This is a genomic window from Flavilitoribacter nigricans DSM 23189 = NBRC 102662 (assembly GCF_002646595.1).
GTDB lineage: Bacteria > Bacteroidota > Bacteroidia > Chitinophagales > Saprospiraceae > Flavilitoribacter > Flavilitoribacter nigricans.
On record NZ_PDUD01000019.1, the window covers coordinates 1 to 24645 of the forward strand.

A 24645-nucleotide genomic window follows, 5' to 3' on the forward strand; every position below is an offset into this window, starting at 1 on the left:
CAGGGCCCATTACTTTTATTAGAGGCTTAAACCGCTTCTATAACATCCTCGAAGGATATTATTTATTCAGGTAGCAATCTTGTCAAAGAACTTACACAAAATGTGTGCATACCGTAAGTTTTTGGAAACCTGGAAAGTCTCTCCCCTACTCCTACTTTTCAATGTCGAAACTATATTCCAGATTCTCAATGATCGGAATGCCCTCCGCATCTACGTTTTCCAGCATCACCGTCACATCGATGATCTCCTCGTAATCCTTTTCGGAACTGTCGAAGAGGATGTGGATTTTACCGGTTTCTCCGGGAGCTACCGGTTCGGTAGAATAATCGGTAGTGGTACATTCGCAGGCCGTAATGATCGAGATCTGCAGAGGTACCGTTCCGCGATTGGTGAAGGTGTAATCGAATTCGCGGGTTTCGCCTTTTTTCACTTTACCCAGCGCCACTTTTCGCTCCGCAAAATCCATGATAGGTACCTGCTTGAGTGATTTGCCGTAGAGCGAAGACATTTCGCTCACTTTAATGGTATCCTGTTGGGGCATGACCGGCAGTGACCGGCGATCGTTCGACGACTTGGTTGTCGGTTTCTTGCGCAGTTCGGTCCGCTTGATGGTAATGCTGGTCGGGCCTTCAATGATCTTGAATTCCGTCCGGCGATTGAGCAGGTGAGCGACTTCCTGCTCTTCTTTGGTCGGCAGGGCATCGATGTATTCGGGGGTCAGCACTTCTCCTTCGGTGAGGAAGGGATTCATCGTCGCCGCCCGGGCACTTACGGTTTGCCATTTGGTCTCTCCGTAACCCACGGCTTCGATCCGGCTGCGGGAGATCCCGTTGCGGATCAACCAACGACGGGCGGATTCGGCCCGGGATTGAGAGAGGCGCTGGTTGTAATCATCATCACCCCGGTAATCCGTATGGGCACTCAGTTCGATGCGCATATCCGGATACTGTTCCATCAAACCCTTCACTACTTCGAGGTCACTTTCCGCTTCCGGCAGAATGCGATCACTGTCGAATTCATAGAGAATATTTTCCAGTACGATCGCTTCTTCGATGGTGATGGTGTCGAATTCCGGTTCGGCCGGCGGTACCGGTTTCGCCTTTAGGAAGAAACGGTGCTCAAAGGTTTTGGATTCTTTCAGCCCGACGGTGTTCAGCCCTACCGAATCGGGATAGTATCCTTCGGCGGTAGCCACCACTTTGTAGGGAGCTTCCAGCTCCAGACCGTAGTCAAAGCGGTTCCCCTTCTCCTGGGTTTTGGCATCCGTTTCGCCCGGTGTGTCGTTAACCATTTTCACCAGCTTTACGGTAGCGCCCAGGATCGGTTTCTTTTCCTCGCTGAAAACACCGACGACCAGGTCTGCGTACAGTTGAGCGATGTTGAAGCTGTAAATATCGTCACAGCAGGTCTTGCTTTTCAGAGAGCGTCCTTCCGGCCGGTTGGACGTGAAGTAGCCGTTGTAGCCGCTTTCGTCCAGACGGAAGTACATATCGTCCACACTGGAGTTGAAACTTTTGCCCATATTCTTGGGCTGGCTCCAGGAAGAACCATCCCAGACGGAATAGAAAATATCGTAACCTCCAAGCCCCGGGTGCCCGTCCGAACTAAAGTACAGCGTACCGTCGTGGTAGTGGGGGGAGTATTCGTTGCCGATGCTGTTGATCGTCTCGCCCAGGTTGACCGGATCGGAATATTTGCCGGCACCTTCGTAGGTCGCGTAGTAGATATCGTAGTTGCCGTGTCCGCCTTCCATATTGGATACAAAGAACAGCACTTCTTTACCGAACAGTTCACCGACGGTGGGATGCAACGCCAGATAATCGCCGTTTACCCCTTCCACTTCGTTGGCGCTCAGCCAGCCGCCGTCACCGTATTCACTCCAGTAGATCTTGGTCTCTCCGGGTTTGTTACCCTGCAGTTGTACGCGGTTGAAATACATCCGGCGACCGTCTGGAGAAAGGCTCGGGTTGACGGAGTGGAATCCCGGGCGGTTGATCTTTTCGTCCAGTGCATCGGGTTTGTCCCATTCGTCATCATCTTTAGCCGACTGGTAGATCTTGGCGTAGAAATCATCACCCGCATCCTTGATGATCGTTACTTCGCGTCTTTCCTCCAAAGCGGCGAAGTAAAGGGTATTTCCGTCCGGTGACATGGTCGGAGAATATTCGGAAGTCGGGGAGTTGACATCCCGGCCGGCACTCTCGATGGTCACGCCCTGTGGGTTTTCGGGCAGCACCTGCGCCATTTCACAACCGGTCAGCTCATTCTCAACCATTTTTTTCATATCCGGGTCATCCGTCAGCAGCAGATACTCCTGGAAAGCGAGGATGGCCTCGTCGTATTTGCCCTGCATTTTGAGGGAGCGGGCGAGGTAATAGCGCTCCTCGGGATATTCCGTATCCTCCGCACGACGCAGCAGCCGGGTATACCAGCGCTCGGCGCGTCCGTAATCCCGCAGTTCGTAGTTCATTTTGGCAATGATGGGGATCAGGGCTTTATCTTCGCGCTCTTCGAAGGCTTTTTCGTACCAGTCCAGAGCGTTGTAATAATCTTTCAGATCGACCAGCTCTTCTGCCGTTTCGATCATGGTTTCGTAGGAAGCTTTGTTCAGGGGTTGTGCGTCCACCTGCAGCAGCGTTCCGATGGTTAGGATGAAAAGCGGTAACAGCCTTTTCATAATATGTGTTTTAATCGGTTCCCGGTTCAGGGTTCCGGTTTTCCGGAATTTACCGGGATTATTCATTCAATAAAGGATATGGAGCTATCAAGTATAACGAAATTTAGGCAGTTATAATGCTTAAAAAACCGTTAAAACTGCGGGCAGAAGATGGCCGGCTTCACGTTCGGTTTTTTGTAAACCTTGATGATGTAGTAAGCCGCGATCTCAAAGGCTCCGTTATAGTCGTTGATCCGGTGGCGATCCGAAAGGGTGATATCGTAACTCAAAGCCGCCCGCAGATCTTTATAATCCAGCCCTAACAGGATCTTGCCGGCATCGCCTACACGGTAACCCAGACCGAAGTTGGCCTTGGCGTCCGGATTGATCCGGTAACCGCCCCAGGCCTGGATCCCGATCTCGGACTGCCCGGCAGTGGTCTGGAAAAGGAAGGTCGGTTCAAAGCTGAATACTTCCGTCAGCTGGGTCAGCAGGCGTCCGTGCGCCACGATCTTGCGCGGACGATCGCTGCGGGTAACCGGATCGGTGGGTCCGCCCCCGGTATTGCCTCCGCCCCCTCTGAAGGAATAGTTGGGAGCAGTGATGTGCCCCATGGAAAGCCCCAGCTCCAGACGGGTCTGGTCGTTGATGGTGGAACGCAGCATCAAACCCGCGTTGATATCGCTGAAAGAGGTCTCTACATCGTCCGGATTGTTGTTGTTATTACCGTTGGGAGAAGCCAGCGGGTCGGTAGTGCTGGGGTTGCCCAGGCCGCCGAAAGCTTCGTCGAAGGTATCGGACAGGATCGCCTGGCTGGCGTCAAACCGGCGGGAGACGCTCCCCCACTGTACGCCCAGGGTCAGTACCGTATTGCGGTTCTTATCCACGGCAAAGTGGTAACTTCCCGAAAGGCCGGATATATTGGTGCGCAGCCGGGTGGTACCGGCATTATCGCTGTAGACCATGAATCCGGCGCCGATCCAGTCCTGTTTACGGAATCCCTGGATCACCGGCGCGTCGACGTAAAAACTCGGTGAGTAATATCCTCTGACATCCGTAATACCAAAATCCTGTGCCCGGTAGATACCGCCGATCCGGGCCGTGCCCTCAAACGCACCGGTCAGCGCCGGGTTGAGCGATAAGGGAGACATATTAAAAAGAGAGTTGTGAATATCCTGAGCAGCCAGGCTGCCACTGAGTAAAAGCGCGCCGAGAATAATGCGTAAAGGTTTTGGTATTTTCATAGACTGGTCCTTTCTTTAGGGCGAAAGATAATTTTTTTTGTACAAAGATGCCGCAAGTTAACTTTTAAACTATCGGACTCCAAACCAGCAAATCTATTATTTTCTTAATTACCCGACAAATCTTGATCTAAACCTACTGGCTATCGACAGGCGAAGACCGCACGGCCTGACTTTATAAATACTAACGGAAAAGACCGAAAGTTTTATTGAACCCGTTGGGGTGAAACTGGATTTATAGGTAAGATTTCCGCTAAACCCCGCTTGCGGACCGGCCAAAATGATCCGATGGTCAACGCCGGATCGCCCGTCGTCGACCGAGTACCCGGCCTGGGTGCCCGAAACCGCAATAAAATATTATCTTAGCCAATACAGCCAACACTATTGTGACCAGCTATCTTACGCCAGTCCATGTACAGGACTGTTTTAAAACCGCTCAACCGGTGGCAGCCTTCGTTTTCCCGGTAGTTCAGGTGCTAATGCAGTCTCTTAGCGTATACTTTAAGACATCCGATAAATGACCGAAATCTCTCAAGAAAACCGCAAAGACATTGCCCCCCAGCTCGATGAGGTGCTGCAAAACGGTATTCCCGAATGGCAGATCGACGCAGCGGATGCCGCATTTCTGGAACAAATGGCCCGGCAGGGGCACCAGATAGTCGAAGCCTTTGTTCGCTTCGGGAATCACTATTACGAATTGTGGGAACAAAAAAAAGCGCCGTCCATCACCGCCCGTCAGCAGGCCTTTTTCGCCACCTATTTCTGGCCGGAAGGCGCCAAGGGATTTTTGATCCTCTGGCGGGATGTGTTGTTTGAATTACAAAAGGCCTTTATTCTCCATCAGGTCAGGGCCATTCCCAAAGAAGAAGTGATCGAATTGTACGAGGCCTCGCAGGATACGGTCCGGCAGGCCGCATCCGAGTTATCGGGTTTGCTGGACAAACGCCTGCAGGACGCCCGCAAACAGAAAGGCGGCGTAGAAAAGATCCTCCGGGAATTGAAATTACAGCAAAATCCCTGGCCGGTCTACCGGGATCAGTTGCAGGAAATACTCAGCCAACTGGACCAGCTGGTGGATTCCTTCCGGGAACTCAGCGAAACCGCCGAGGCCTTTCAGGTGATCCGGGAAGCGCTTTTTGAAACGGTAGCGGCCTGCCAGGAAGAACTGGTCCAGCACCGCAAGATCGCCCAGCAGGCCATCGATTCCATCCTGCACAACGGCGAGGTGAAACCGGGAAAGATCGCCAACCAGCTCGAAGAAAAAGAGGCCGACATTCAACTGGCCAATCACCTTTCCGAATTTTCGGCCATCGCAGAAAAAAAGCTGGCCTCTCTCCAGGAAAAGATCCAGGTGCCCGTAGATACGGAAGGCGGACTGATCCTGTACAAGGAGATCAATTTCCAGCGCAGTACGCGGCAATGGATGGATTCGGAAGTCCTGCCTCTGCTCTACGAGATCTGGGAGATCACCGAACTGAATACCAACGGGCTGAAAATGTCCCTGCTCAATATCCGCAACCGGGCGCTGCTACTGGCTTCCGACGGTGCGGAAAGCAAAAATATTGAATTCGACCGGAAAGACCTCGTCTATCCGATGCAGTCGTTTATCCGCAAATCCGACGCCACCGAGCAGGATATGCTGCGCCTGAAGGAAATGGTGCAGGCCCGGATGAAGGACAGCTTCAGCCTGAGCCGCATTTACCACCATAGCGATAGTTTTCTGCCGGTACCGCTGCAGTCGACCATCAATAAACTGCGCGTGAACCAGAACGCGCTGGTCAGCCGCCTGCAGGAATGGACCGTCAACCAGAGTAAGGCCTTTAGCCGCTTCCGGAAAACGGTGGAGATCGAAGAATCCCTCTCCGTATCCGAAAAGGTAGTGCGTTATCTGCAAAGCAGGAACTGGGAAACCACCAATACCCACTACAACAGCCTATTCCTGACCAAGGGATACATCGGCGAATCTTTCTGGGTCGGCCGACAGGATGAACTCAATCATCTGGAGCGGCTCATTCAGGACTGGCGCAACGGTTACCGGGGCGCGGTAGCCCTTACCGGTCAGCGTTTGTCCGGCAAGTCGCTGATGGGCGAACTGGTCAGCAACCGGTATTTTCCGCAACGGACGATCCGGTTGGCTCCGCAGTCGAGCATTACGGTGCAGGGACGACGCATGAGTACCACCTACGATCTGGAAGAAGCCCTGAGCTTTATCCGGAAACACACCCTGAATACGCCTTACCTCATCTGGATCGATGATCTGGAACTGTGGCGGGACCACAATATCTCCCTCGGCAAAAACGTCAGCGCCCTCCGGCGGTATATCGACGATTACGGAAACCACCTGTTCTTTCTGGTGGCTATGGGCAACAGTCTGCGTCACCAACTGGAACGCTTTTTCGACATCATGAAGGTCTTCCAGGCGGAGATCAACCTGGACCGGATGCCCCTGCAGGATGTGCGGGACGCGATCATGATCCGCCACGGCGCTACGCACAAGGAGTTGCTCGATAGCAAGGAACGTGAAGTGCACCCGCAGCAATTCCAGCAAATGACGGCCAAGGTACACAAGGCGGCCAACGGCAATATCGGCGAAGCGCTGAACATCTGGGCCTTTTCCACCCACGCCATCGACGAAGACCGGGTGATGCATCACCTGAAGAACCTCTACGAGCTGCCCGATGTGATCAGTCAGGAAAGTGCACTCCTGCTATCGAGTGTGGTGCTGGCCAAAAAGACCAACGAGTACCGCCTGCGCAAACTCTTCGGTCCGGCCTTCTCCGATAAATACCGGGGCGTATTGCAGCGACTGATCAGTATTGGTCTGCTGCGTCGTGCTGCCGACGGCTGGCTGGAGATCACTGAATCCGCGGCCAATGACCTGGGTCGTATTCTCGAAAAGAAAAATTATCTGAAATTCCACCGGTAGATTATGGAAGATATCTTATCCGTTCAATTTAGCTGGGGCTACTTGTTGAGCAGCATCGTACTGTTGCTCGGCCTGTTCTTTGCCCTGCAGTTTATCGATCGGTTGCTGACCCGCGTCGTGGTGATGGGGAGTTGGATGCAACCGGTCCACCGGGTGATCCGGTTCCTCATTCTGGTTTTCGAACCCCTGGCGGTGATCTGGGTGGGCGGCATTTTTGTGCTGATCAATCCGGTATTTCACGGCTTATTGCTGGCCCTGCTCTTTCTGAGTGGCTTCACCCACTTACGCAACTACATTGCCGGCCGGGTCATTCAGATGGATCATCACATCGAGCGGGGTGCGCGGCTGCGCGCCGGCCAGGTGGAAGGCGTCGTTCTGGAGATCAGCCGACTGGGCGTAGAGTTACAGACCAAGGAAGGCTTGTATAAATTGTCCTACGGTAAGCTGCTGGATAGCGGTTATACCGTGATCGCCGGCGATGAGATCGGAGGATTTTACCACCTGCAGATCCGCCCGAAGGATAAGGATAGTAAAGTCCGCCATCTGCAACACCTGCAACACCTCTTTGTGACCACGCCCTATCTGGACTGGAGCCACAAGCCGGAGATCACCGCTCACGACGAGCGGGATCAGCAACTGGAAGCCCGGGTGCTGGTGCGGGAAGAAAACCATCTGCACGATCTCATGGCCCTCATCCGGGAATGGGGCTACGAATGTCATTTAAACGAAGCATAGCCACCGGGAACCGGCCGAAAGCGTAGGCATACCCTACTCGGCAACGGATCCCGCGCCATAAAACACACTCAAATGGATTTTTTAACTTCTTACAATCTAATTATCGAGGCTTCGGTCATCATCATCCTTTCCTTCTTCTTCGGGGAGGTATCAAGGAAGACCAACATTCCCTCGGTACTCATGCTGATCTTACTGGGGATCGGACTAAAATTCGTGCTGGATGCCGTTGGCGGCGGCGATCTGAACTTCGATCCCATCCTGGAGGTACTGGGGATCATCGGGCTGATCATGATCGTACTGGAAGCCGCACTGGAACTGAAACTGCGCAAGGATAAATACCTGCCCATTGCCAAGGCCCTCGGTATCGCGCTGATCGGGCTCATTGGGTCCACCTGGATCGCGGCGCTCATTCTGCAGGAGTTCATTCCCGGCATGGATACCAAAACGGCCTGGTTGTACGCCACGCCACTCTCGATCCTGTCCAGTGCCATCATCATTCCCAGTGTGAGCGGACTGACGGAAGTGAAAAAGGAATTCCATATTTACGAAAGTACTTTTTCGGACATTCTCGGGATCATGCTGTTCTACTTCCTGACCGGACAGATCGATGCCGCCGAACACAGCAGCGGCCTGGCCGGCTTTGCGGGTAATCTGGTACTGACCCTGGTGATCTCCTTCATTGCCAGTTACCTCATCATTCTGGTGTTTCAGAATATCCGGAGCCACGTGAAGCTCTTTCTCCTGATCGCCGTACTGCTCCTGCTCTATTCAGTAGGAAAGCAGATGCACCTGTCCTCACTGATCATCATCCTGATCTTCGGGCTGCTGATCGCCAATATGCAGTTGTTCTTCCGGGGGCCGCTGAGTAAATGGCTCAATCTGGAAAAGGCCAAGGGCATCTACGAGGGGCTGCACGTCATTACCATGGAGACCGCCTTTGTCGTCCGGACTTTCTTCTTTGTGATCTTCGGTCTGACCATTTCCCTCGCTTCACTGGCGAGCCTAAACGTCGCGCTGGTCAGCGGACTCATTATTCTGTCCATTTACCTGATCCGGTTCATCATCCTACGGATTTTTGTCGGGGCGGATATCGTTCCGCAACTCTACATTGCGCCCCGGGGCCTGATCACCATTCTGTTGTTCAATGCCATTCCGACGGAAGTGCGGGTGGAAGGTTTCGAGGCGGGTATCCTGCTGTTCATCATTATTGCCACCAGTCTGATCATGACCTTTGCCATGATCTACGACAAAAGGCGCACCAGCCGGGCGGTCAAAAAGGCCCAGGATAATCCGGTGGGTTACGTGCGATGGAAAGCGCCGAGCATCAGCGTTGGCCCGGAGGAGAAAGAGACGCATTGATCACTTCCCAATCGGCTAAAATGGGACAAATGGTTTGCTTAAAGTGTATCGCTTAGAGACTGTTTGAAAACTTCTGCTGTCGGAGAAAAACCCGGATTTTGCCGTCAATTGAAAGCTATTTTTCACTGCATAGCCCAGCTACGGAGTTAAAAATAGGTGCAAAATGGCGGTAAAAGCCGCGTTTTGTAACCCAGTGAGAGGTTTTCAAACAGTCTCTTCGGCAAACCATTTGTCTTTCCGCCCTACCCTACCCGGCCAGCTCCCGCCAATAAGGAATCGACGGTTGAGCCCCCTTGCGCGTTACGGAAATGCCGGCCGCCTCGTTCGCCAGTCGGATGGCCTTTTGGAATTCCTGCCCATCGGCCAGCAAAGCGGCCAGGTAGCCGTTGAAGACATCTCCGGCGGCGGTAGTATCGATCGCCTGGACCTCCCGGGTGGGAATGAAAGTTCCGGGCGCCGTCTGATCTTGAAAGAATACGCCCCGGGCACCCAGGGTGATCACCACGGCCTCCTGTACCTGCTCCAAGAGCAGGCCTGCGGCCCGGCGTATCGCCGCGTCATCGACCGGGTCGATGCCCGTCAGGATCCGGGTTTCCGATTCATTTGGGGTGATAATGTCCACCAGACTCAGCAGTTCATCATCCAGAGATTGGGCCGGGGCCGGATTGAGCACGGTGCGTACTCCGGCGGCTTTGGCAATTTCCAGGGCCTGCCGCACGCTTTCCGGCGGGATCTCCAATTGCACCAGCAGTACTTCCACTTCGCCAATGGACGCCGCGTGGCCTTGAATATCTTGCGGTGATAAATAGCTATTGGCCCCCGGGGCCACTACGATGGAATTCTGGCCGTTGGCGGCATCCACCACGATCATGGCCACCCCGGAAGCTACCCGGGGATCGGTCAGTATGAGGTCCGTACGAATACCGTCTTTCCGGTAATCCTCGATGGCTTTTCGACCGAAATCATCCGCGCCGGTTTTGGCGATAAAGGCCACCTCCGCGCCGGCCCGGGCAGCCGCAACGGCCTGATTGGCCCCTTTCCCTCCGGGGATCATGGAAAAATCGTTACCCAGCACAGTTTCCCCGGCCAGCGGCATTCTGGCTGAGGTCACGACCATATCCGTATTACTGCTGCCGACTACCATTACCTTTCCCATACGGCGATTTTCGTTCGGGCCCGGGCTAAGCTCGACTTTAGCGTTTAACCCCGGTCCGGTTTTTGAATTTATAGGCTAAAATTCCACTTTTGCGAAGATACCAGCCAAAATAGATTACCTTTTCAAAAAAATCTATAATGATCCACAAACACTTCCAATTGCTGCTGCTGGGCCTGATCTTTTTCGTTACCGTTCAGGCAGGTCTGAATGCCCAAAATAGTAACAGCGCCACTACCTATCTCACCCAAACGGAACTGCTGTACCTGGACAGCACCCTGACCCCACTGACCGATTACGCCCGCGAACGCTGCCGACTGGATATTTACTACCCGGAAAATAAAACGGATTTCGCCACGGTGGTCTGGTTCCACGGAGGAGGGATTACCGGTGGTAATAAATTTATCCCCGAAGGACTGAAAGAACAGGGCATTGCGGTGGTAGCTGTCAACTACCGGCTGAGCCCGCAAGTAAAAGCCCCCGTCTATATCGAAGATGCCGCCGCGGCCATCGCCTGGACGATGAAGCACATCGGGGAGTACGGCGGTGACCCGGAGGCCGTATTTGTATCGGGGCACTCGGCCGGCGGGTACCTGGCCAGCATGGTCGCCATGGACACTACTTATCTGGAAAAGCACGACCTGAATGCCAACGACCTGGCCGGCATTATTTCCTACAGCGGCCACGCCGTCACGCATTTTACCATTCGCCAGGAACGGGGCCTGGGCTGGGAAGACGTGGTGGTTGATGAGTATGCACCGCTCAGCCATATCCGCAAAAACCTTCCCCCGCTGGTGCTCATCCTGGGTGACCGGAACCTGGAAATTTACGGGCGCTACGAAGAAGTGGCCTATCTCTGGCGAATGATGCAATTGATCAAACATCCGTTTACCCGGATCTACGAACTCGACGGCTACAGTCACGGGGCGATGGCCGTACCGGCTCATCATATCCTGTTGAACAACCTGCGGGAGATCCTGGAAATGAAAAAATAAGGGCCATTCGCCGGGAGGGGGCGTTCGGTGCTGAAAGTTTGGACTGAAGAAAAATGGCAATTTCAATGGCAATAGCAATTTCAAAATCCTGGTCAGGAAAATTTGTACATGTTGGACTTCAAGGCTGCCTTTTTCAGTTCGAAGTAAAAAGTTCAGCCTGGTTCGGTTTTGGATGTAGCCTTAATGCTTTGGTGAATGGTTTTTGCCATTGATATTATGTCGGCGTTACAAACGCCTCCGAGCGGATGAAAAAGTAATGGCTACTCGCCGGGAGGGATCGTTCGGTGCTGAAAGTATGGACTGATAGAAAAATGGTAATTTCAATGGCAATAGCAATTTCAAAATCCTGGTCAGGAAAATTTGTACATGTTGGACTTCAAGGTTTCCTTTTTCAGTTCGAAGAATAAAGTTCAGCCTGGTTTGGCTCTGGATGTAGTCTTTAATGCTTTGGTGAATGGTTTTTGCCATTGATATTATGTCGGCGTTACAAACGCCTCCGAGCGTTCATGATTTTGGCTTTGATGCGAATGGTTGCTAAAGGACCGACTACCGGCAGCAAGGGGCGTTCGGTGCTGAAAGTATGGACTGATAGAAAAATGGCAATTTCAATGGCAATAGCAATTTCAAAATCCTGGTCAGGAAAATTTGTACATGTTGGACTTCAAGGCTGCCTTTTTCAGTTCGAAGTAAAAAGTTTAGCCTGGTCTGGCTTTGGATCGGGTCATTAAAACTTTGGTGAATGGTCTTTGCCTATGATATTATGTCGGCATTGCAAACGCCTCCGAGCGTTCATGATTTTGGCTTGATGCGAGTGATCGCTGCAAGACCGACTACCAGCAGGAAGGGTATTCCTTGTAGTACTCTATCTGCAAACTGCCAGCAAAAAAACGGTGGAGTTCTGCGCTTATTCCGGGAATGAAATTTTTGTCTTTTGCGACACCATTAACAAAAATTCATTTTTTTAATTATTTTGCAATCCAATTGACAAAACTAGAGAAAGAAACAAAAAAAAGTCATCCCGATCGCTCGGGATGACTGAACTAAAGGTATTGGAACTAATCTTTCTTTTTTCAGCATGGGCTGGACAATAGTTGCCCTCAAACTCTCATGTTTTCGTTTGCTTGCCATTGGATCTTCGAGTAGGCAACTATTGTCCAAACCTTGGAGTCTTCTTGCTCCTCTTTTCTTTCCTTTTTCTTTATGATCATTCGAGTAAGCTGCGGCCCGCATTCACTACGAGCCGGCTACTGTCTGTTTACTGCATCATATCCATACCCTCGTTATTCACGCGGTTGTTCTTCCGTTTGAACAGTGAGGAATCCACTTTACCGAAGCGGTAGGAGAAGTTCACTCTCACCTGTTGCGGTGCACGCAGGCGCCAACTGTCCTGGATGAAGAACTCGGATTCGGAATAGCTTCCGCTCTTGCGGGTACCGAAGATATCGTTGATACTCACGGTCAGGTTAGCCTTGCGGTTGAACAGGTCTTTCCGAACGGCTGCATCTACATAACCGCGACCGATGGTATAACCCTGAGCGGAGTTGGTCACTCCTCTCCAGCCGTGACCACCGCCGTCGGACGGGGTGAAGGCTGCCGGTCCCTGGTATTCACCGGAAAGTTGCATGGTGAAACCGGCCGGGAGGCGGATGTCAATATTTTCTTTAGCAAACCAGGTAAACCGCTCGTTGATCAGGCCGGCTTCCACGTTGGAAGCATCCACCTTAGAGTTATAGAGGTTTACGTTGGTGGTCATTTCTATAGCTTTCGTGACGGCGTTGCGGAAGGTAACTTCTACCCCGTAAGCTTCACTGTTGCTGGAGTTAGCGTAGCTGGTGATCACTACATCGCGGTTCAGGTTCGGGTCGAATTCCTGGAACTGATAGGAAGTGATCAGGTCCGAAGCCTGCTTATAGTATACGGAGATCAGCAGGTTGTTGCCATTCTCGAAGAAGTTTTGGTAAGTACCTTCCAGGGAGTTGGTGAATTCCGGTACCAGGTTGGCATTACCTCTACGCAGGTTCAGCGAGTCGGAGAAATCCGTGAACGGCAGCAGTTGGAAAAAGTTCGGACGGTTGATCCGGCGGCTGTAGGAGAACTGCAGCACATCTTTTTCGTTCAGCTTGCGGGTCAGGAAGGCACTCGGGAACAGGCTCAGCGGGAAGTTGTTCTCGAAAGTGACATCCGATTCGGGCAGCGTACCTACGTAGGTGCTGCTCTCGGCTCTCAAACCGATCTGATAGCCCCATTTACCCAGGTCGTGGGAGAATGCGGTATAAGCGGCATAGACATTATCTTCAAATTCGTACAGATCGGCAAAGTTGGAGCGTCTCACCCATTCGTTCGTATTTTGGTTGAGCACGAAGTTGGCGTTGCTGTTGTCAAAGCTGCGAACCGCAGCGCGGACACCAGCTTCCAGTTTCATCTGTGGGTTCAGCTCTTCCACGTAGTCCGCCTGCGCGGTAATGAAGTTGGTACCGCCGCCGTTTTCCTGGCGTTCGCGGCTGATCACGTTACTGGTGGTGTAGTCCGTACGGAAGTTACCCATTCCTTCGATGCTGATGCGGTTGATATTGAAATCAGCCGTCAGTTCTTTTCCTTTTTTCGGGAAGAGGTGTTTGTAGAGTACGGAAGCGCCCATGTTACGGAACTCACGCTCGGAATCGGAGATCCGGACAGCTTCACTGAAAGCCGTACGGCCGGGGAACAGTGAATCCGTGCGGATGTTGATCACGTTTTCCGGGGTGAACTTACCGCGGGTAGCCGAACCGGTAATGGTAAAGGTGTTGCGGTTATCCACAAACCAGTCGAAACCGGCCCGGGCGTTCATGAACTGCCCGATGAAATCGCTGCTACCGGTCTGGGTAACATCGGTAAGCGGACTGCCCACCAGGTTCTGGCGGTAAGTCTCCTGCTCACTCTGACTGCGGCGGCTGTTGAGGTTGAAGCTCAGGAAAGCGTTGATCTTGCCTTCGCGGGCGTTCAGGTTACCACCGACGTTGTAACCACCCTGGGTATCGCCTCCCAGGCGGATGTTACCGTTGTAGCCGAGGCTACGGTTCTTTTTCATTACGATGTTTACAATACCGGCTTGTCCACCGGAAGCATCGTATTTGGCAGAAGGGTTGGTGACCACTTCTACCGATTCAATCGCATCGGCCGGGATCTGATCCAGGCTCAGGGTTGTTGGGCGACCATCCACAAAGATCTGCGGAGCCGAGTTTCTCAGAGTGACATTACCGTCAATATCCACAGAAAGTGAAGGCACGTTCTTAAGGGCATCTTCCGCCGTACCGCCGGCGGCCATCGCATTTTTTTCTACTTTGAATACCTTTCTGTCCAGGGCCAGGGTTACGGTGGAAGCCTGTCCGGTAACAACTACCTCTTCCAGGTTCTCCGCGTCGGCGCTCAGGGTGATGTTCCCGAGGTCCATATCCATGTTACCTTTCTCGAAAGCGACTTCCTGTTCAACATCTCCCAATCCAAGGAAGGAGATCTTCAGGACATATTTTTTACCAGCCGGAACATTTTCCAGACTGAAATCACCATTATCGGCTGTGATCTGACCGGATACCAGGGTCTCCGTTGCCTGGTCGGTTTCGGGGGCCATCGTCTTTTCATACAACTGTACAGCGGCGTATCCTACTCCTTTTCCATCTTCGTCTACTACTTTACCGTAGAAACGGCCATTAGCAGCAGCTCCCCGGTTCCATCCGCCGGCTCCTGTAGGTCTCTGGGCAAAATCCAGTGTGATTACTCCAAATACCAGAATTAGCACCAATACCAATCGACCAATAAATGATCTTTCAAACGATTGCATAAATGTGTTTTATTTTTATTTCCTTAATTACAGAACAGGTATTTCGACGCAAAGATGGGCGAAAATAACACGCCATGTGGGGAAAGTCGATGCTTACGGAGAATGAGCAGATCAAAGGCGAAATGCCGGAGATTTGGCGTTTTTGGCGGTCTGATAGACACATTTCCACTTTTCGTCGCCACAATTCCCCCTTTTCATCGCCGCTGGTTTCGGTGAGTAATTGTTTCCACTTACTTTTATATAGAATTCCTAAAACAATCGAGCGGGTGATCATTTCCGAACCGGGTAGCAGTTTTCATTACTGCCGTACCGGCGAGTTTTTATCACACGTTCAAAAGCCGAAAGGTATGAATCGCATCAGTGCCAAACTGAGTTCTGGTAATTGGCTTCCCATCATTTTTCATATTGTTCTCTGGACGGTGTGGATCGGTCTGCCAATCATCAATGCCGGCGAAAACGAACGCTGGAGAAACTACGCGATCTATCTGATCCCGGGTGGGCTGGCGCACATTCCGTTGTTTTTGATCAACACGGAATTGCTGATCCCGAAGATACTCCGTAATAAAGGCGTACCGACCTATCTCCTATCCCTCGTGATACTGATCCTCGGTTTCTCTTTTGTACAATACGGATTTCGCACCTGGTGGATGCCGGAAGAACTGCGCCTCTCGCGCAATGTGATATTCTGGTCTATCGTACCGGTTTTATTCGCCACCGCGATCAGTACCGGCTACGGTTTCATTACCTACGTCAACAAACAGGAAATGGACAAACAGGAAGAACAACAGGAAAGACTGCGTTCGGAACTGTCCTTTCTGCGGTCTCAGATCAGTCCGCATTTTATGTTCAACATCCTGAATAGTATCGTATACCTCATCCGTTCCAAGTCGGACCTGGCCGAACCGGTCACGATCCAGCTGTCCGAACTCATGCGGTACATGCTTTATACCTCCAGTGAGGAGGCGGTAAGTCTTGAAAAAGAGTTAAATTACCTGCGTAATTACATTGACCTTCAGCGCATTCGCTTTGAAGAAGATGTAGATATTAAACTGTCCATTGAAGGACAGGCAGGAAATCAGCTTATCGATCCCATGCTTTTGATCCCATTCGTGGAGAATGCTTTTAAACACGGAGTCGGTCTCGTACGGGACCCCGAGATCAATATCCGCCTGAAAGTGAAGGGCAATGATCTCTACTTTTCCGTCAAAAACCGGATGGGCCCTGAATCCCAGGAAGATAAAGATCCCAGTTCGGGTATCGGGCTGCGCAACGTCTCACGGCGTTTGGAGCTGCTTTACCCACAGACGCATCAACTAGATATTCAACAAAACGAAGAATGGTACTCCATTAACCTACATTTGCAACTGTCGACCGCTCATTCCGAACTGCCTGTAATGCAAAAACAACCTGTTTATGAAGCTACGGTGCCTGGTCGTGGATGATGAACGCCTGGCGCGTAACCTGCTGGAAGAAAACATCCGGCAGTTACCGTTCCTGGAACTGGCCGGCAGTTGCAAAAATGCTTTTGAGGCCATGGATGCCCTCGCCGCCGGAGGTGTTGATCTCGTCTTTCTCGACATTCAGATGCCGGGGATGACGGGTACCAAACTACTCCGCAGCCTGCCGGAAAAACCACTGGTCATTTTTGTCACCGCCTACGACCACTACGCCGTGGAAAGCTACGATCTGGAAGTAGTCGATTATTTGATGAAGCCGGTCAGCCTCGAGCGTTTTACCAAGGCGGCTTACCGGGCGTATGAGATCTACAAGCAAAAACAGATCCTGTCCAAAATCCCGCTGCAGCCGGCCGTTGCTACCGCGCCGGCCCCGAAAGAACCAGCTCCGACTTCCTTTTTCGTGCACGTCGAATACGCGCTGGTCAAGATCAACATCCCGGATGTCTGCCACGTGGAAAGCATGAAAGACTACGTCAAGATCTATCTGGAAACGGCCAAGAAACCCGTCATCACCAAATCTACCCTCAAAGCGATCGAGGAAAAACTACCGTCGGACGGTTTCATGCGGGTACACAAATCCTTTATCGTCAATCTCGAAAAGATCGAATCTATCCGCAATCAGCAGATCCAGATCGGAGAACACGAGATCCCTTTCAGCGATACCCACCGCGAAGAACTGCTCCAACGGCTGAACTATCAGAAATAGGCCGGGCAGCGATACCGCATTTTCCTTAATTCAAGTTGAAGAGCGTATAGAGACTGCAACCGTTACATTTTAACGATAGGTAATCCCTCTACCCGCTACTTTATACCCCCTACCTAACTTGCATCGCAACTTAGTTTAATTATACAGCAACATCAGATTTTTCGACGGTACATAGATACCGAAAACACTCCAGGTGATCCGGTTGGACAGCGGAGACCCGCCGAAGATATCGTGGTAGGCCGTAGTGGAAAAAACGTAGGCCTCCCCTACTTTCGGCTGGTAGCGATAGTATTTGGCGTCCTCCATCAGTTCGGCCGGAAACTGCCAGCCATTGGCCAGGCAGTACGACTCATCTTCATCGCGGTAAAAACGATTGTAACAGTAAAGCGGGTCCGCCTGGTGCCCTCCGTCTTCCAGCAATAAATTGAAAGAGATCTGGTAATAGTGTTGCCCGCGGAGCACCTCCGGCAGGCGAAAATCCGGTTTCATCCGACCGTCGCGGACAAAATCATCCACGTGCAGCACAGAGTTCGACTTACTGACGCTGATCTGCCGCAATATGCCCGCATGGTACTTCATTCCGGTCAGCGGATCGATGAGATCCTCCACCCGATAGCCCAGCCCGGTGAGCCATTCCCGGATGCGGTCCACGAATGGATCGGAAATAGCCTGTATCCTTTCGTCTACGGACAGCCGCAGATGGGCGTCCAGGGAAGGGGCATCTACCAGCGGTTTGCCCCAGCTTTCTACCCGCTGGCCGGCATCGGTATTATCGTATCTGGCCGCCTGCATGTCGCGCAGGCTGTCCACTACCCGGCGACGGTAGCGAAAAGATGGCAGCAGCAATCCGTCCGGTAAAATGCCCAGCGGCAAATGGCCGGTAGCCAGCAGACGCATGTCTTCCCGGCTGCGCATTGGCAGGGACCGTTTGATCATCCAGGCGGGTGTCGGGCGTTGCGGGATTTCCGGCCGGTCGGCAGTTTTATCCATGGCATGGGCCTGGTCGGATACCGCTCCGGCCGTAAGGCTGGTCGAAATAGCATTAGAAGTGGTGGTCGGTTTCAGGGAGGCGAAGGTTTCCATTCCAGTTCGGGGTTTTAGGGTTTAATATTCAAATCTGCCCTGATGTGTCTGCAGTTGGAAAAATGTGACCGTACCGGATGGTCCTTCCGCGTCATTGAAGTAAATGAAATTCTTGAGCGGCCTGGGGACACAAGGCTGCCTTAATGGTATACCCAATCCGAAATTGGAAATTTTAGCAGTCTCAATATACCATTTGAGTCGACGCGACCGCTCTGGGCCGCTTTATTTGCGGTATTGTTTCATCTTCAAATCGCAAATATGAATTTATTGGATAAGCGCGACCGGAATCTTTCCGCTACTATAAAATTGGGTCGGGAGAACCCCGGCAATTTACTTCAGGTATTCCTCCTGGTAACTGCTCTATTATTTTTCGGAAGTTGCAGCAGCAACCGGGCCACTATCTACATTCCGGCAGAACAGGAATTCGTGCTGGGTGCCGATGAGAACCAAAATTTCCGCGTGGATCTTAAAAATACCAGCGGCCTTCCGGTGGCGGTAAGTGCGGTGGATAAAAATACCGAAACCCAAACCCAGGGTTTCAGGCTGGAGGCGCAGGGCAGTGCCCGGGTATTCATCGGTCGGAAAGAAAAGGTAGTACTCAAAAATTCCCATTCGGAAGAGATCCGCATAAAAGCCCGCCTGAATAAGGGCGTGGCGGGTATGAGTTACCGCCCGCTTGATCAGGATGGTCAGTAAGCGCCGGTTGGTCTCCGTATCCTTCTACCTGTCGATGATAGAAGCCATCTCAAAATATCCTTTGGCCTACAAAAGGGGGTTTTGGAGCCATATTTCGTTGCAAAAAACGTCACGTCCATACGGATGCTCCGTTTTTTCGCCTCATCTGGCTCCAAAATCCCTCTTTTTCACCATCAAAAACATTTCTGAGATGGCTTCTAGTATTTAGCGTGGAAGTACTCCTGGGCTTTTTGCACTTTATTGAGGCGGTCCGTAGCTTCGTTAGCCCGCAGTTCTACCCGCCGGATCTTGCCGCTGATGGTCTTGGGTAAGGCATCCGGAAACTCAATGATCCGTGGGACCTTGTATTTTGCGAGTTTCTGCTCGGTAAAGGCGAAAATATCGTCGGCCAGCTCCCGGCTGGGGCTCACCCCCGCCCGCAACATGATGAAGGCCTTGACGGCATAGCCACGCAGTTCGTGCGGACTGGCCACCACGGCTGCTTCCACCACAGCTTCGTGCTCGATCAGTACGCTTTCGACCTCAAAAGGACCGATCCGGTAGGCCGAGGCCTTGATCACATCGTCATTGCGACCGACAAACCAGAAATAACCGTCTTCGTCCCGGTAGGCTTTATCGCCGGTGTAATACAGATCCCCCCGGAAGACCTTGGCGGTGCGCTCCGGGTCTTCGAGGTATTCGATGAATACGCCGTTATGGCGCTTTTCGTCCAGTTTAACGCAGATCACGCCTTCTTCCAAAGGCGGTAATTCCTGACCCGAATCGTCGTAGATCCCGATATCGTACAGGAAAGTAGGTTTGCCCATAGACCCCGGCCGGATGGGCTCACCCTCCAGATTGCAGACGAGAGCGGTGGTTTCCGTCTGGCCGTAACCATCCCGGATGCTTACCCCGGTCCCCTGCTGCCATTTGGTGATCACTTCCGGATTCAGCGGCTCACCGGCCGCGCAACTAGAGCGGAGTTTCAGCCGGTAAGCGGTGAGATCCTCCTGGATCAGCATGCGGATCACCGTCGGCGAACCGCAAAAAGTAGTAACCCCGTATTTTTCCATGGCGGCCAGTTGCTCACCGGCGACAAAACTGTCTACCTGATTCGCAAAGATGGTGGCGCCCGTATTCCAGGGGGCGAAGAAACTACTCCAGGCAAATTTTGCCCAGCCGGGAGAAGAAATATTGTAATGGATATCGCCGCGGCTACAGCCCAGCCAGGAAGAGGTGGTCAGGTGGCCGAAGGGATAGGTGAAATGCGTATGCACCACGATCTTCGGCAGTCCGGTAGTGCCGGAAGTGAAAAAGTACAAAAAGGGATCATCCGCCCGGGTGGGTGCCGGGTCGGCGGTTTCGGCTTCGGACAGGATATCCTCAAAGCTATGCCAACCTTCGCGCGAGCCTTCGGTCAGGATCTTGAGTTTGATCCCGCTGCCGAACTCCCGCTCCGCCGCATCGATCAGTTCCGCATTGGCCGATTGGGCGATCATCACCTCCGGCAACAGGGAGCGAAAGCGGTATACCATATCGTCCCTAGTCAGATTGACCGCCGTCGGCATGATGATGTAACCGCCCTTGATAGTTGCCAGAAAGCTGATCCAGTTCTCGGGAATGAGGGGCAGTACGGTGTAGATGCGATCTCCCCGGTCGCAGCCGTGTTTCCGTAGAAAATTGATGAGTTGATTGGACAAAACGTACATGTCGCGAAAACTGAAGATGCGTTCCCGATCCTGGTACGTCCAGATCAGGGCCTGCCCATCACCGTTCTCGCGGACATTGAGGGGATAGAAGATATCTTCCACCCAATTGAAGGCGGCAGGTTTGTCGAGTTGGAGCTGATCTAATGCACTAAATTCCTTCCTGCGGATAGCTTCAATAGAAGCTTCAAAGAAGTGTTTGATTTCCATAATTTGGTATCTATTTGGCCAGGCTATGGAAATAAAAATATTAAAAAAAATACTATTCGGCGAACTTCACACTGATTTACCGAGTTCAAAAAATGAATATAAATAAGAATTATATTGGGGCTCTTTTGGCGGTGATCCAATTTATTGGACACTGCCTTTTTTTTGTCCTGCGCGCTTCTTTTGGACAAAAAAGTGCCCACTCCGTTCTGCCGAAGTGAGCCCAAGCAAGTAGTATATGAAACAAAATTCTTTATCGGAACGGCACCGAAGTACCGCAGACTTTTTTACTAATCAGATCCTCACAGGGAATTATTTACCCTGGAGCAATACTCCATCCCGGCGAAGAAAAATTCATCCTTCCGGATGCGATCCAGCGACAACGGGCCGCAGCGAAACCGAAAAGGAGTTGCCGCGTTCCGCCCGGACCGGGGTCCTGTTTATTGCGCTACAATTTAACGGTCTCCGCCCGAAAAATATCAATGATTTCTCCCAACGACAGGATTAAACCGGTGACCGGCATACTTTATCCCCGCAAGCGTCAAAGTGTTGTTGAAAGCTAAAACCCGGCCGCTGGGAAAATTGGATTTTGGGTTTTAGCACGATCACGTATCTTTGGCAGATGGCTAGATCAATCAGGGGAACCAACATAACTTACAGTGAGATCCTTTTCCAGATCGGATTGCACTTACTGGTGTTTAGCTTCTACTCATTCGACAAAGACAATCCGCAGATCACTCCCCAACAGATCATTTTTTTCCTGAATTACGCCGTAGCGGCCTTTATTATCAACTACGTACTGCTCCCCCGCTTTTTTTACCGGAAGCAGTATTTTGCTTTTTTCCTTTTCGTGGCCCTTATTATGGCCGGGGTCATTATCATGGAGGAACTGGTGCTGGAGAAGATCTATTTTCCCGATACCCGGGGAAGAAGTTTTCCCGGTGTATTTTATAGCCTGCTGGAAACCCTCCCGGTGATCACGATCCTGTCCGGTTTCAAATTCGCCTGGGACGCCATCGGCAAACAACGGGAAGTAGACGAGCTCAAAGCAGCGGTTAAAGAAAGTGAACTGCAGTTCCTCAAATCGCAGATCAATCCCCATTTTCTCTTCAATAATCTCAATAACCTCTATTCCTACGCCATCGAGAACTCCCCGAAGACCCCGGAGATCATCCTCGAACTGTCGTCCGTTCTGCGGTACATGCTTTATGAATGCCGGGAAGCCTACGTAATGCTGTCCAAAGAGATCGAACAACTCCATAATTTTGTCAAGCTCAGCGAATTACAGATCGAGGAGCGCGGCACGGTGCGTTTTCACGCCGAGCCGTACTCCGGCAGCTACCGCATCGCGCCCCTGATTCTCATCGTTTTTGTGGAGAATGCCTTCAAGCACAGTACCGCCAGTCAGGCCAGTAACATCGAGATCGATATCCATATACAATTATCCGATGGCGGAGAGTTGACTTTTGTGTGTAAAAATTCCTACCTGCCGCAGTCCAATCAGGACCGCGTTTCCCACGGTATCGGCATCGAGAACGTCAAAAAGCGACTGGAACTGATCTATCCGGATGACCACCAATTGCAGATTGAGCAGCGGGAAACAGAATATATAGTGGAATTGAGATGTCAGTTGGAAAGAACTACCAGAGAATGGAAATAATCCGTTTATTCGTAAATAGTGGTTGGCTTTAGCATTTTATGTTGGGTCCGGTAAATAGAATAGGAAAACGGACATTCCAGATCAATCCATAGCCAGGGCTACGCCCTTCGCGGTAAAACCCTTGCTGATCTACCAATTTTTTTTGCAGCTAGGCCGCTGATCCGGATAAGGGCATCGCCCCGATGATAAAAGGGGATTCCTCCAGCAAGTGAGACGGCGAATGCAAAGAGCGAATTTAGGACATCCGTTTTACGATAGTACGTTTCAAAAGTAGATTACAGCTTTGCGAAGGCACTGAATCCTATCCTTGAGAATGCTGAAGTCGAAGTTAGATCTTGCATCATTATTCGTTACTCCGATCCTCTCTGCTAACTCCCCAGCTTACGCGACACTAAAAAACAACTCGCCTTCCCCGGCCAGGCTTCCTGTTCCACCATTTGAAATCCCTCCTTAATAACGGCTTCTTCCAAGGCTTCCCGCTTAAAGAAGTGGAGAAACGGCATAGCACCGAATTTGATCAACGGTTGAAAAGCCAGATACAGCAGGGTATTGGTCAGGGTCCGGTTTCCCATGCAGGTCGTTAGAGAAATGAATAAACCGCCCGGTTTGAGCAGAGCATGCGTTCTCCGCAGGATAGCCCGGGTATCCGGGATCAGGTGAAGCACATTGAACGCCAGGACCAGGTCGAAAGTGCCGTGCTCCAGCCGCTGGTCGAATAAACTGGATTTTTGGAAATCTACATTTTCGATTTGAAACCGCTCCGCTTTTTCCCGGGCGAACTCGATCATTTTGGATGAGATATCAATGCCCAGCACTTTACCGACCGACGGAGCGACAGCGCAACTTACCGTACCGGTGGCACATCCGAAATCGAGCACCTGATCTCCGGGGCGAAGCCACGGTTTGGCCTTGTCGGCCGCGGCGCTATTTATACTTTCCGGGTTGCGGTCAAACCTGCCCGCCAGGCGATCCCAGAATTTTTCCTCCTTTTGGGTGATGTTCATACCTTGATCCTGATCTTTTATGGATCCACATAATGCTTCCGGTAATTGGAACCGACAAAACTTATAGATGGAAAGCCCCGGTGGATCGATAATTGATCCTGATACGCTATGCCGGTCTCGCTTCGGGTTCAAGCGCTTCGGTCAGTTCCAAAGGCGTCCGTTTACTACCAGGGAATTAAACAGGGAAACTTCATCTCCCAAACACATCCCGACGGGCGTAATGCCCCACTACATCGAAATCCAGCTTGCCTTTGGCCACTTCCCGCAGATCGAGATCGGCGTACAGGATCCCTTCCTCGTCCCAGAGCGGACCGGCAACGACCTGCCCCAGCGGATCGACGATCACACTGCCGCCCCGGCACAGCACTTCCGGCAGATCGGCAATTTCCGCCCGGTAAGGTTCCGGATAATCCGAGCGCTCCACGTACTGGTTGCAGGCCAGCACGTAGCAACGCCCCTCGCAGGCAATGTGGCGCATGCTGGCCTGCCAGGTTTCCCGTGCATCCGCCGTTGGGGCCAGATAGAGTTGCACGCCCTGTTCGTAGAGCGCCATTCGGGCCATCGGCATGTAGTTCTCCCAACAGATCAGTCCCCCCATCCGGCCAAGCGGCGTTTCCAGTACCTGCAGGTCGGTTCCGTCGCCTTCGCCCCAGATCAGCCGTTCGGCAGCCGTAGGTTTCAGCTTTCGGTGCCGATGGAGCAACCCTCCGTCCGGACCCCAGTAGGCTACGCTACAGTACAGGGTACTGCCGCTGCGGTCCCGCTCGATAATGCCGGCCACCAGATAAACCTGATGCCGGGCCGCCCAGGTACCGATCTGATCGATCTCCGGACCCGGAATTTCCAGACTGTGCTGCCAGTAATCGTACCACTGATCCCGACCACCGGGCGAGCGACTTCCAACTACCGTCCCGAAACTCAGTCCCCGCGGATACCCGCCCAGAAATGCTTCGGGAAAGAGGATCAGGCGGGCCCCGGCATTGGCTGCCTCCGCCACCAGTTTTTCCATTTTCTGCAGGCCGGACGTCAGATCAAATAATATCCCGGCAGCCTGCACTACTGCGACTTTCATTTTTTCCTGTAAATTTACCACTTGAAATCGTAAGTCTTCCGGATCGAACCGGCCGGTTATTCGTTTGCGATCTAAAATTCCGGACGATCACTGAATCCCTGCAATCTTTCGAGTAATGTATTCCATTTTTTGCAACCGCAAACCGGCACCTTAGGGAACTGCGACCGGAGGATAGACGATGGACGATTTTTTT

The 24645-nt window shown here is 52.0% G+C and carries 17 protein-coding genes; 9 read left to right on the top strand and 8 right to left on the bottom strand.

The genetic code is table 11. The annotated features are described in order from the left end of the window. Positions 1 to 151: 151 nt before the first annotated feature. Together CRP01_RS12945 and CRP01_RS12950 are read right to left on the bottom strand one after the other, a co-directional pair. Positions 152 to 2677 (bottom strand): DUF1573 domain-containing protein, encoded by a 2526-nt coding sequence (locus tag CRP01_RS12945; protein ID WP_170110348.1) that lies wholly within the window; start codon positions 2675 to 2677, stop codon positions 152 to 154. 131 nt (positions 2678 to 2808) lie between these two features. Continuing rightward, positions 2809 to 3900, bottom strand: coding sequence for a PorP/SprF family type IX secretion system membrane protein (locus tag CRP01_RS12950; protein WP_099150482.1), 1092 nt, complete (start codon positions 3898 to 3900; stop codon positions 2809 to 2811). Positions 3901 to 4414: 514 nt separating this feature from the next. On the opposite strand from CRP01_RS12950, the gene CRP01_RS12955 reads away from it, so the two are divergent. The 3 genes from CRP01_RS12955 (at position 4415) to CRP01_RS12965 (ending at position 8917) form a co-directional block, all read left to right on the top strand. Further along, complete coding sequence (locus CRP01_RS12955) at positions 4415 to 6823, top strand: ATP-binding protein (protein ID WP_099150483.1); 2409 nt, start codon at positions 4415 to 4417, stop codon at positions 6821 to 6823. A gap of 3 nt (positions 6824 to 6826) precedes the next feature. Continuing rightward, the gene (locus tag CRP01_RS12960; protein ID WP_099150484.1) at positions 6827 to 7558 is read left to right on the top strand and encodes a hypothetical protein; all 732 of its coding nucleotides are present in this window, start codon (positions 6827 to 6829) and stop codon (positions 7556 to 7558) included. 72 nt (positions 7559 to 7630) lie between these two features. Continuing rightward, the gene (locus tag CRP01_RS12965; RefSeq protein WP_099150485.1) at positions 7631 to 8917 is read left to right on the top strand and encodes a cation:proton antiporter domain-containing protein; all 1287 of its coding nucleotides are present in this window, start codon (positions 7631 to 7633) and stop codon (positions 8915 to 8917) included. A gap of 247 nt (positions 8918 to 9164) precedes the next feature. Here CRP01_RS12965 and rbsK read toward each other — a convergent pair whose 3' ends face one another. Beyond that, positions 9165 to 10073, bottom strand: a complete 909-nt coding sequence (gene rbsK / locus CRP01_RS12970; RefSeq protein WP_099150486.1) for a ribokinase — start codon at positions 10071 to 10073, stop codon at positions 9165 to 9167. A 137-nt stretch (positions 10074 to 10210) separates the two neighbouring features. Here rbsK and CRP01_RS12975 point away from each other — a divergent pair, with 137 nt between their 5' ends. Then, positions 10211 to 11065 (top strand): alpha/beta hydrolase, encoded by an 855-nt coding sequence (locus CRP01_RS12975; RefSeq protein ID WP_099150487.1) that lies wholly within the window; start codon positions 10211 to 10213, stop codon positions 11063 to 11065. Between the two features lie 506 nt (positions 11066 to 11571). Continuing rightward, entirely contained in the window at positions 11572 to 11793 is a 222-nt protein-coding gene (locus CRP01_RS41880) for a hypothetical protein (protein ID WP_143473374.1), read from the top strand. A gap of 527 nt (positions 11794 to 12320) precedes the next feature. On the opposite strand, the gene CRP01_RS12985 is transcribed toward CRP01_RS41880, so the two are convergent. Beyond that, on the bottom strand, positions 12321 to 14882 hold the full coding sequence (locus CRP01_RS12985) for an outer membrane beta-barrel protein (protein WP_099150489.1): 2562 nt from the start codon (positions 14880 to 14882) through the stop codon (positions 12321 to 12323). A gap of 347 nt (positions 14883 to 15229) precedes the next feature. On the opposite strand from CRP01_RS12985, the gene CRP01_RS12990 reads away from it, so the two are divergent. Both CRP01_RS12990 and CRP01_RS12995 read left to right on the top strand, forming a co-directional pair. After that, positions 15230 to 16324, top strand: coding sequence for a sensor histidine kinase (locus CRP01_RS12990; RefSeq protein WP_170110349.1), 1095 nt, complete (start codon positions 15230 to 15232; stop codon positions 16322 to 16324). After that, positions 16296 to 17045: a LytR/AlgR family response regulator transcription factor gene (locus CRP01_RS12995; protein WP_099150491.1), complete on the top strand. Its 750-nt coding sequence runs from the start codon at positions 16296 to 16298 to the stop codon at positions 17043 to 17045. Before CRP01_RS12990 ends, CRP01_RS12995 begins: the two co-directional genes overlap by 29 nt. Before the next feature lie 135 nt (positions 17046 to 17180). Here CRP01_RS12995 and CRP01_RS13000 read toward each other — a convergent pair whose 3' ends face one another. After that, positions 17181 to 18128 carry a hypothetical protein gene (locus CRP01_RS13000; RefSeq protein ID WP_099150492.1) on the bottom strand — a complete coding sequence of 316 codons (948 nt, stop codon included), beginning with the start codon at positions 18126 to 18128 and terminating at the stop codon, positions 17181 to 17183. 258 nt (positions 18129 to 18386) lie between these two features. Here CRP01_RS13000 and CRP01_RS13005 point away from each other — a divergent pair, with 258 nt between their 5' ends. Then, positions 18387 to 18824, top strand: a complete 438-nt coding sequence (locus CRP01_RS13005; protein WP_099150493.1) for a hypothetical protein — start codon at positions 18387 to 18389, stop codon at positions 18822 to 18824. 197 nt (positions 18825 to 19021) lie between these two features. On the opposite strand, the gene CRP01_RS13010 is transcribed toward CRP01_RS13005, so the two are convergent. Then, positions 19022 to 20719 (bottom strand): AMP-binding protein, encoded by a 1698-nt coding sequence (locus CRP01_RS13010; protein WP_099150494.1) that lies wholly within the window; start codon positions 20717 to 20719, stop codon positions 19022 to 19024. A gap of 619 nt (positions 20720 to 21338) precedes the next feature. Between CRP01_RS13010 and CRP01_RS13020 the strand changes: the two genes are divergently transcribed. Beyond that, positions 21339 to 22376: a sensor histidine kinase gene (locus tag CRP01_RS13020; RefSeq protein ID WP_099150720.1), complete on the top strand. Its 1038-nt coding sequence runs from the start codon at positions 21339 to 21341 to the stop codon at positions 22374 to 22376. A 368-nt stretch (positions 22377 to 22744) separates the two neighbouring features. On the opposite strand, the gene CRP01_RS13025 is transcribed toward CRP01_RS13020, so the two are convergent. Together CRP01_RS13025 and CRP01_RS13030 are read right to left on the bottom strand one after the other, a co-directional pair. Further along, positions 22745 to 23380, bottom strand: a complete 636-nt coding sequence (locus CRP01_RS13025; RefSeq protein WP_099150496.1) for a class I SAM-dependent methyltransferase — start codon at positions 23378 to 23380, stop codon at positions 22745 to 22747. 190 nt (positions 23381 to 23570) lie between these two features. After that, entirely contained in the window at positions 23571 to 24452 is an 882-nt protein-coding gene (locus tag CRP01_RS13030) for a carbon-nitrogen hydrolase family protein (RefSeq protein WP_099150497.1), read from the bottom strand. Positions 24453 to 24645: the final 193 nt, after the last annotated feature.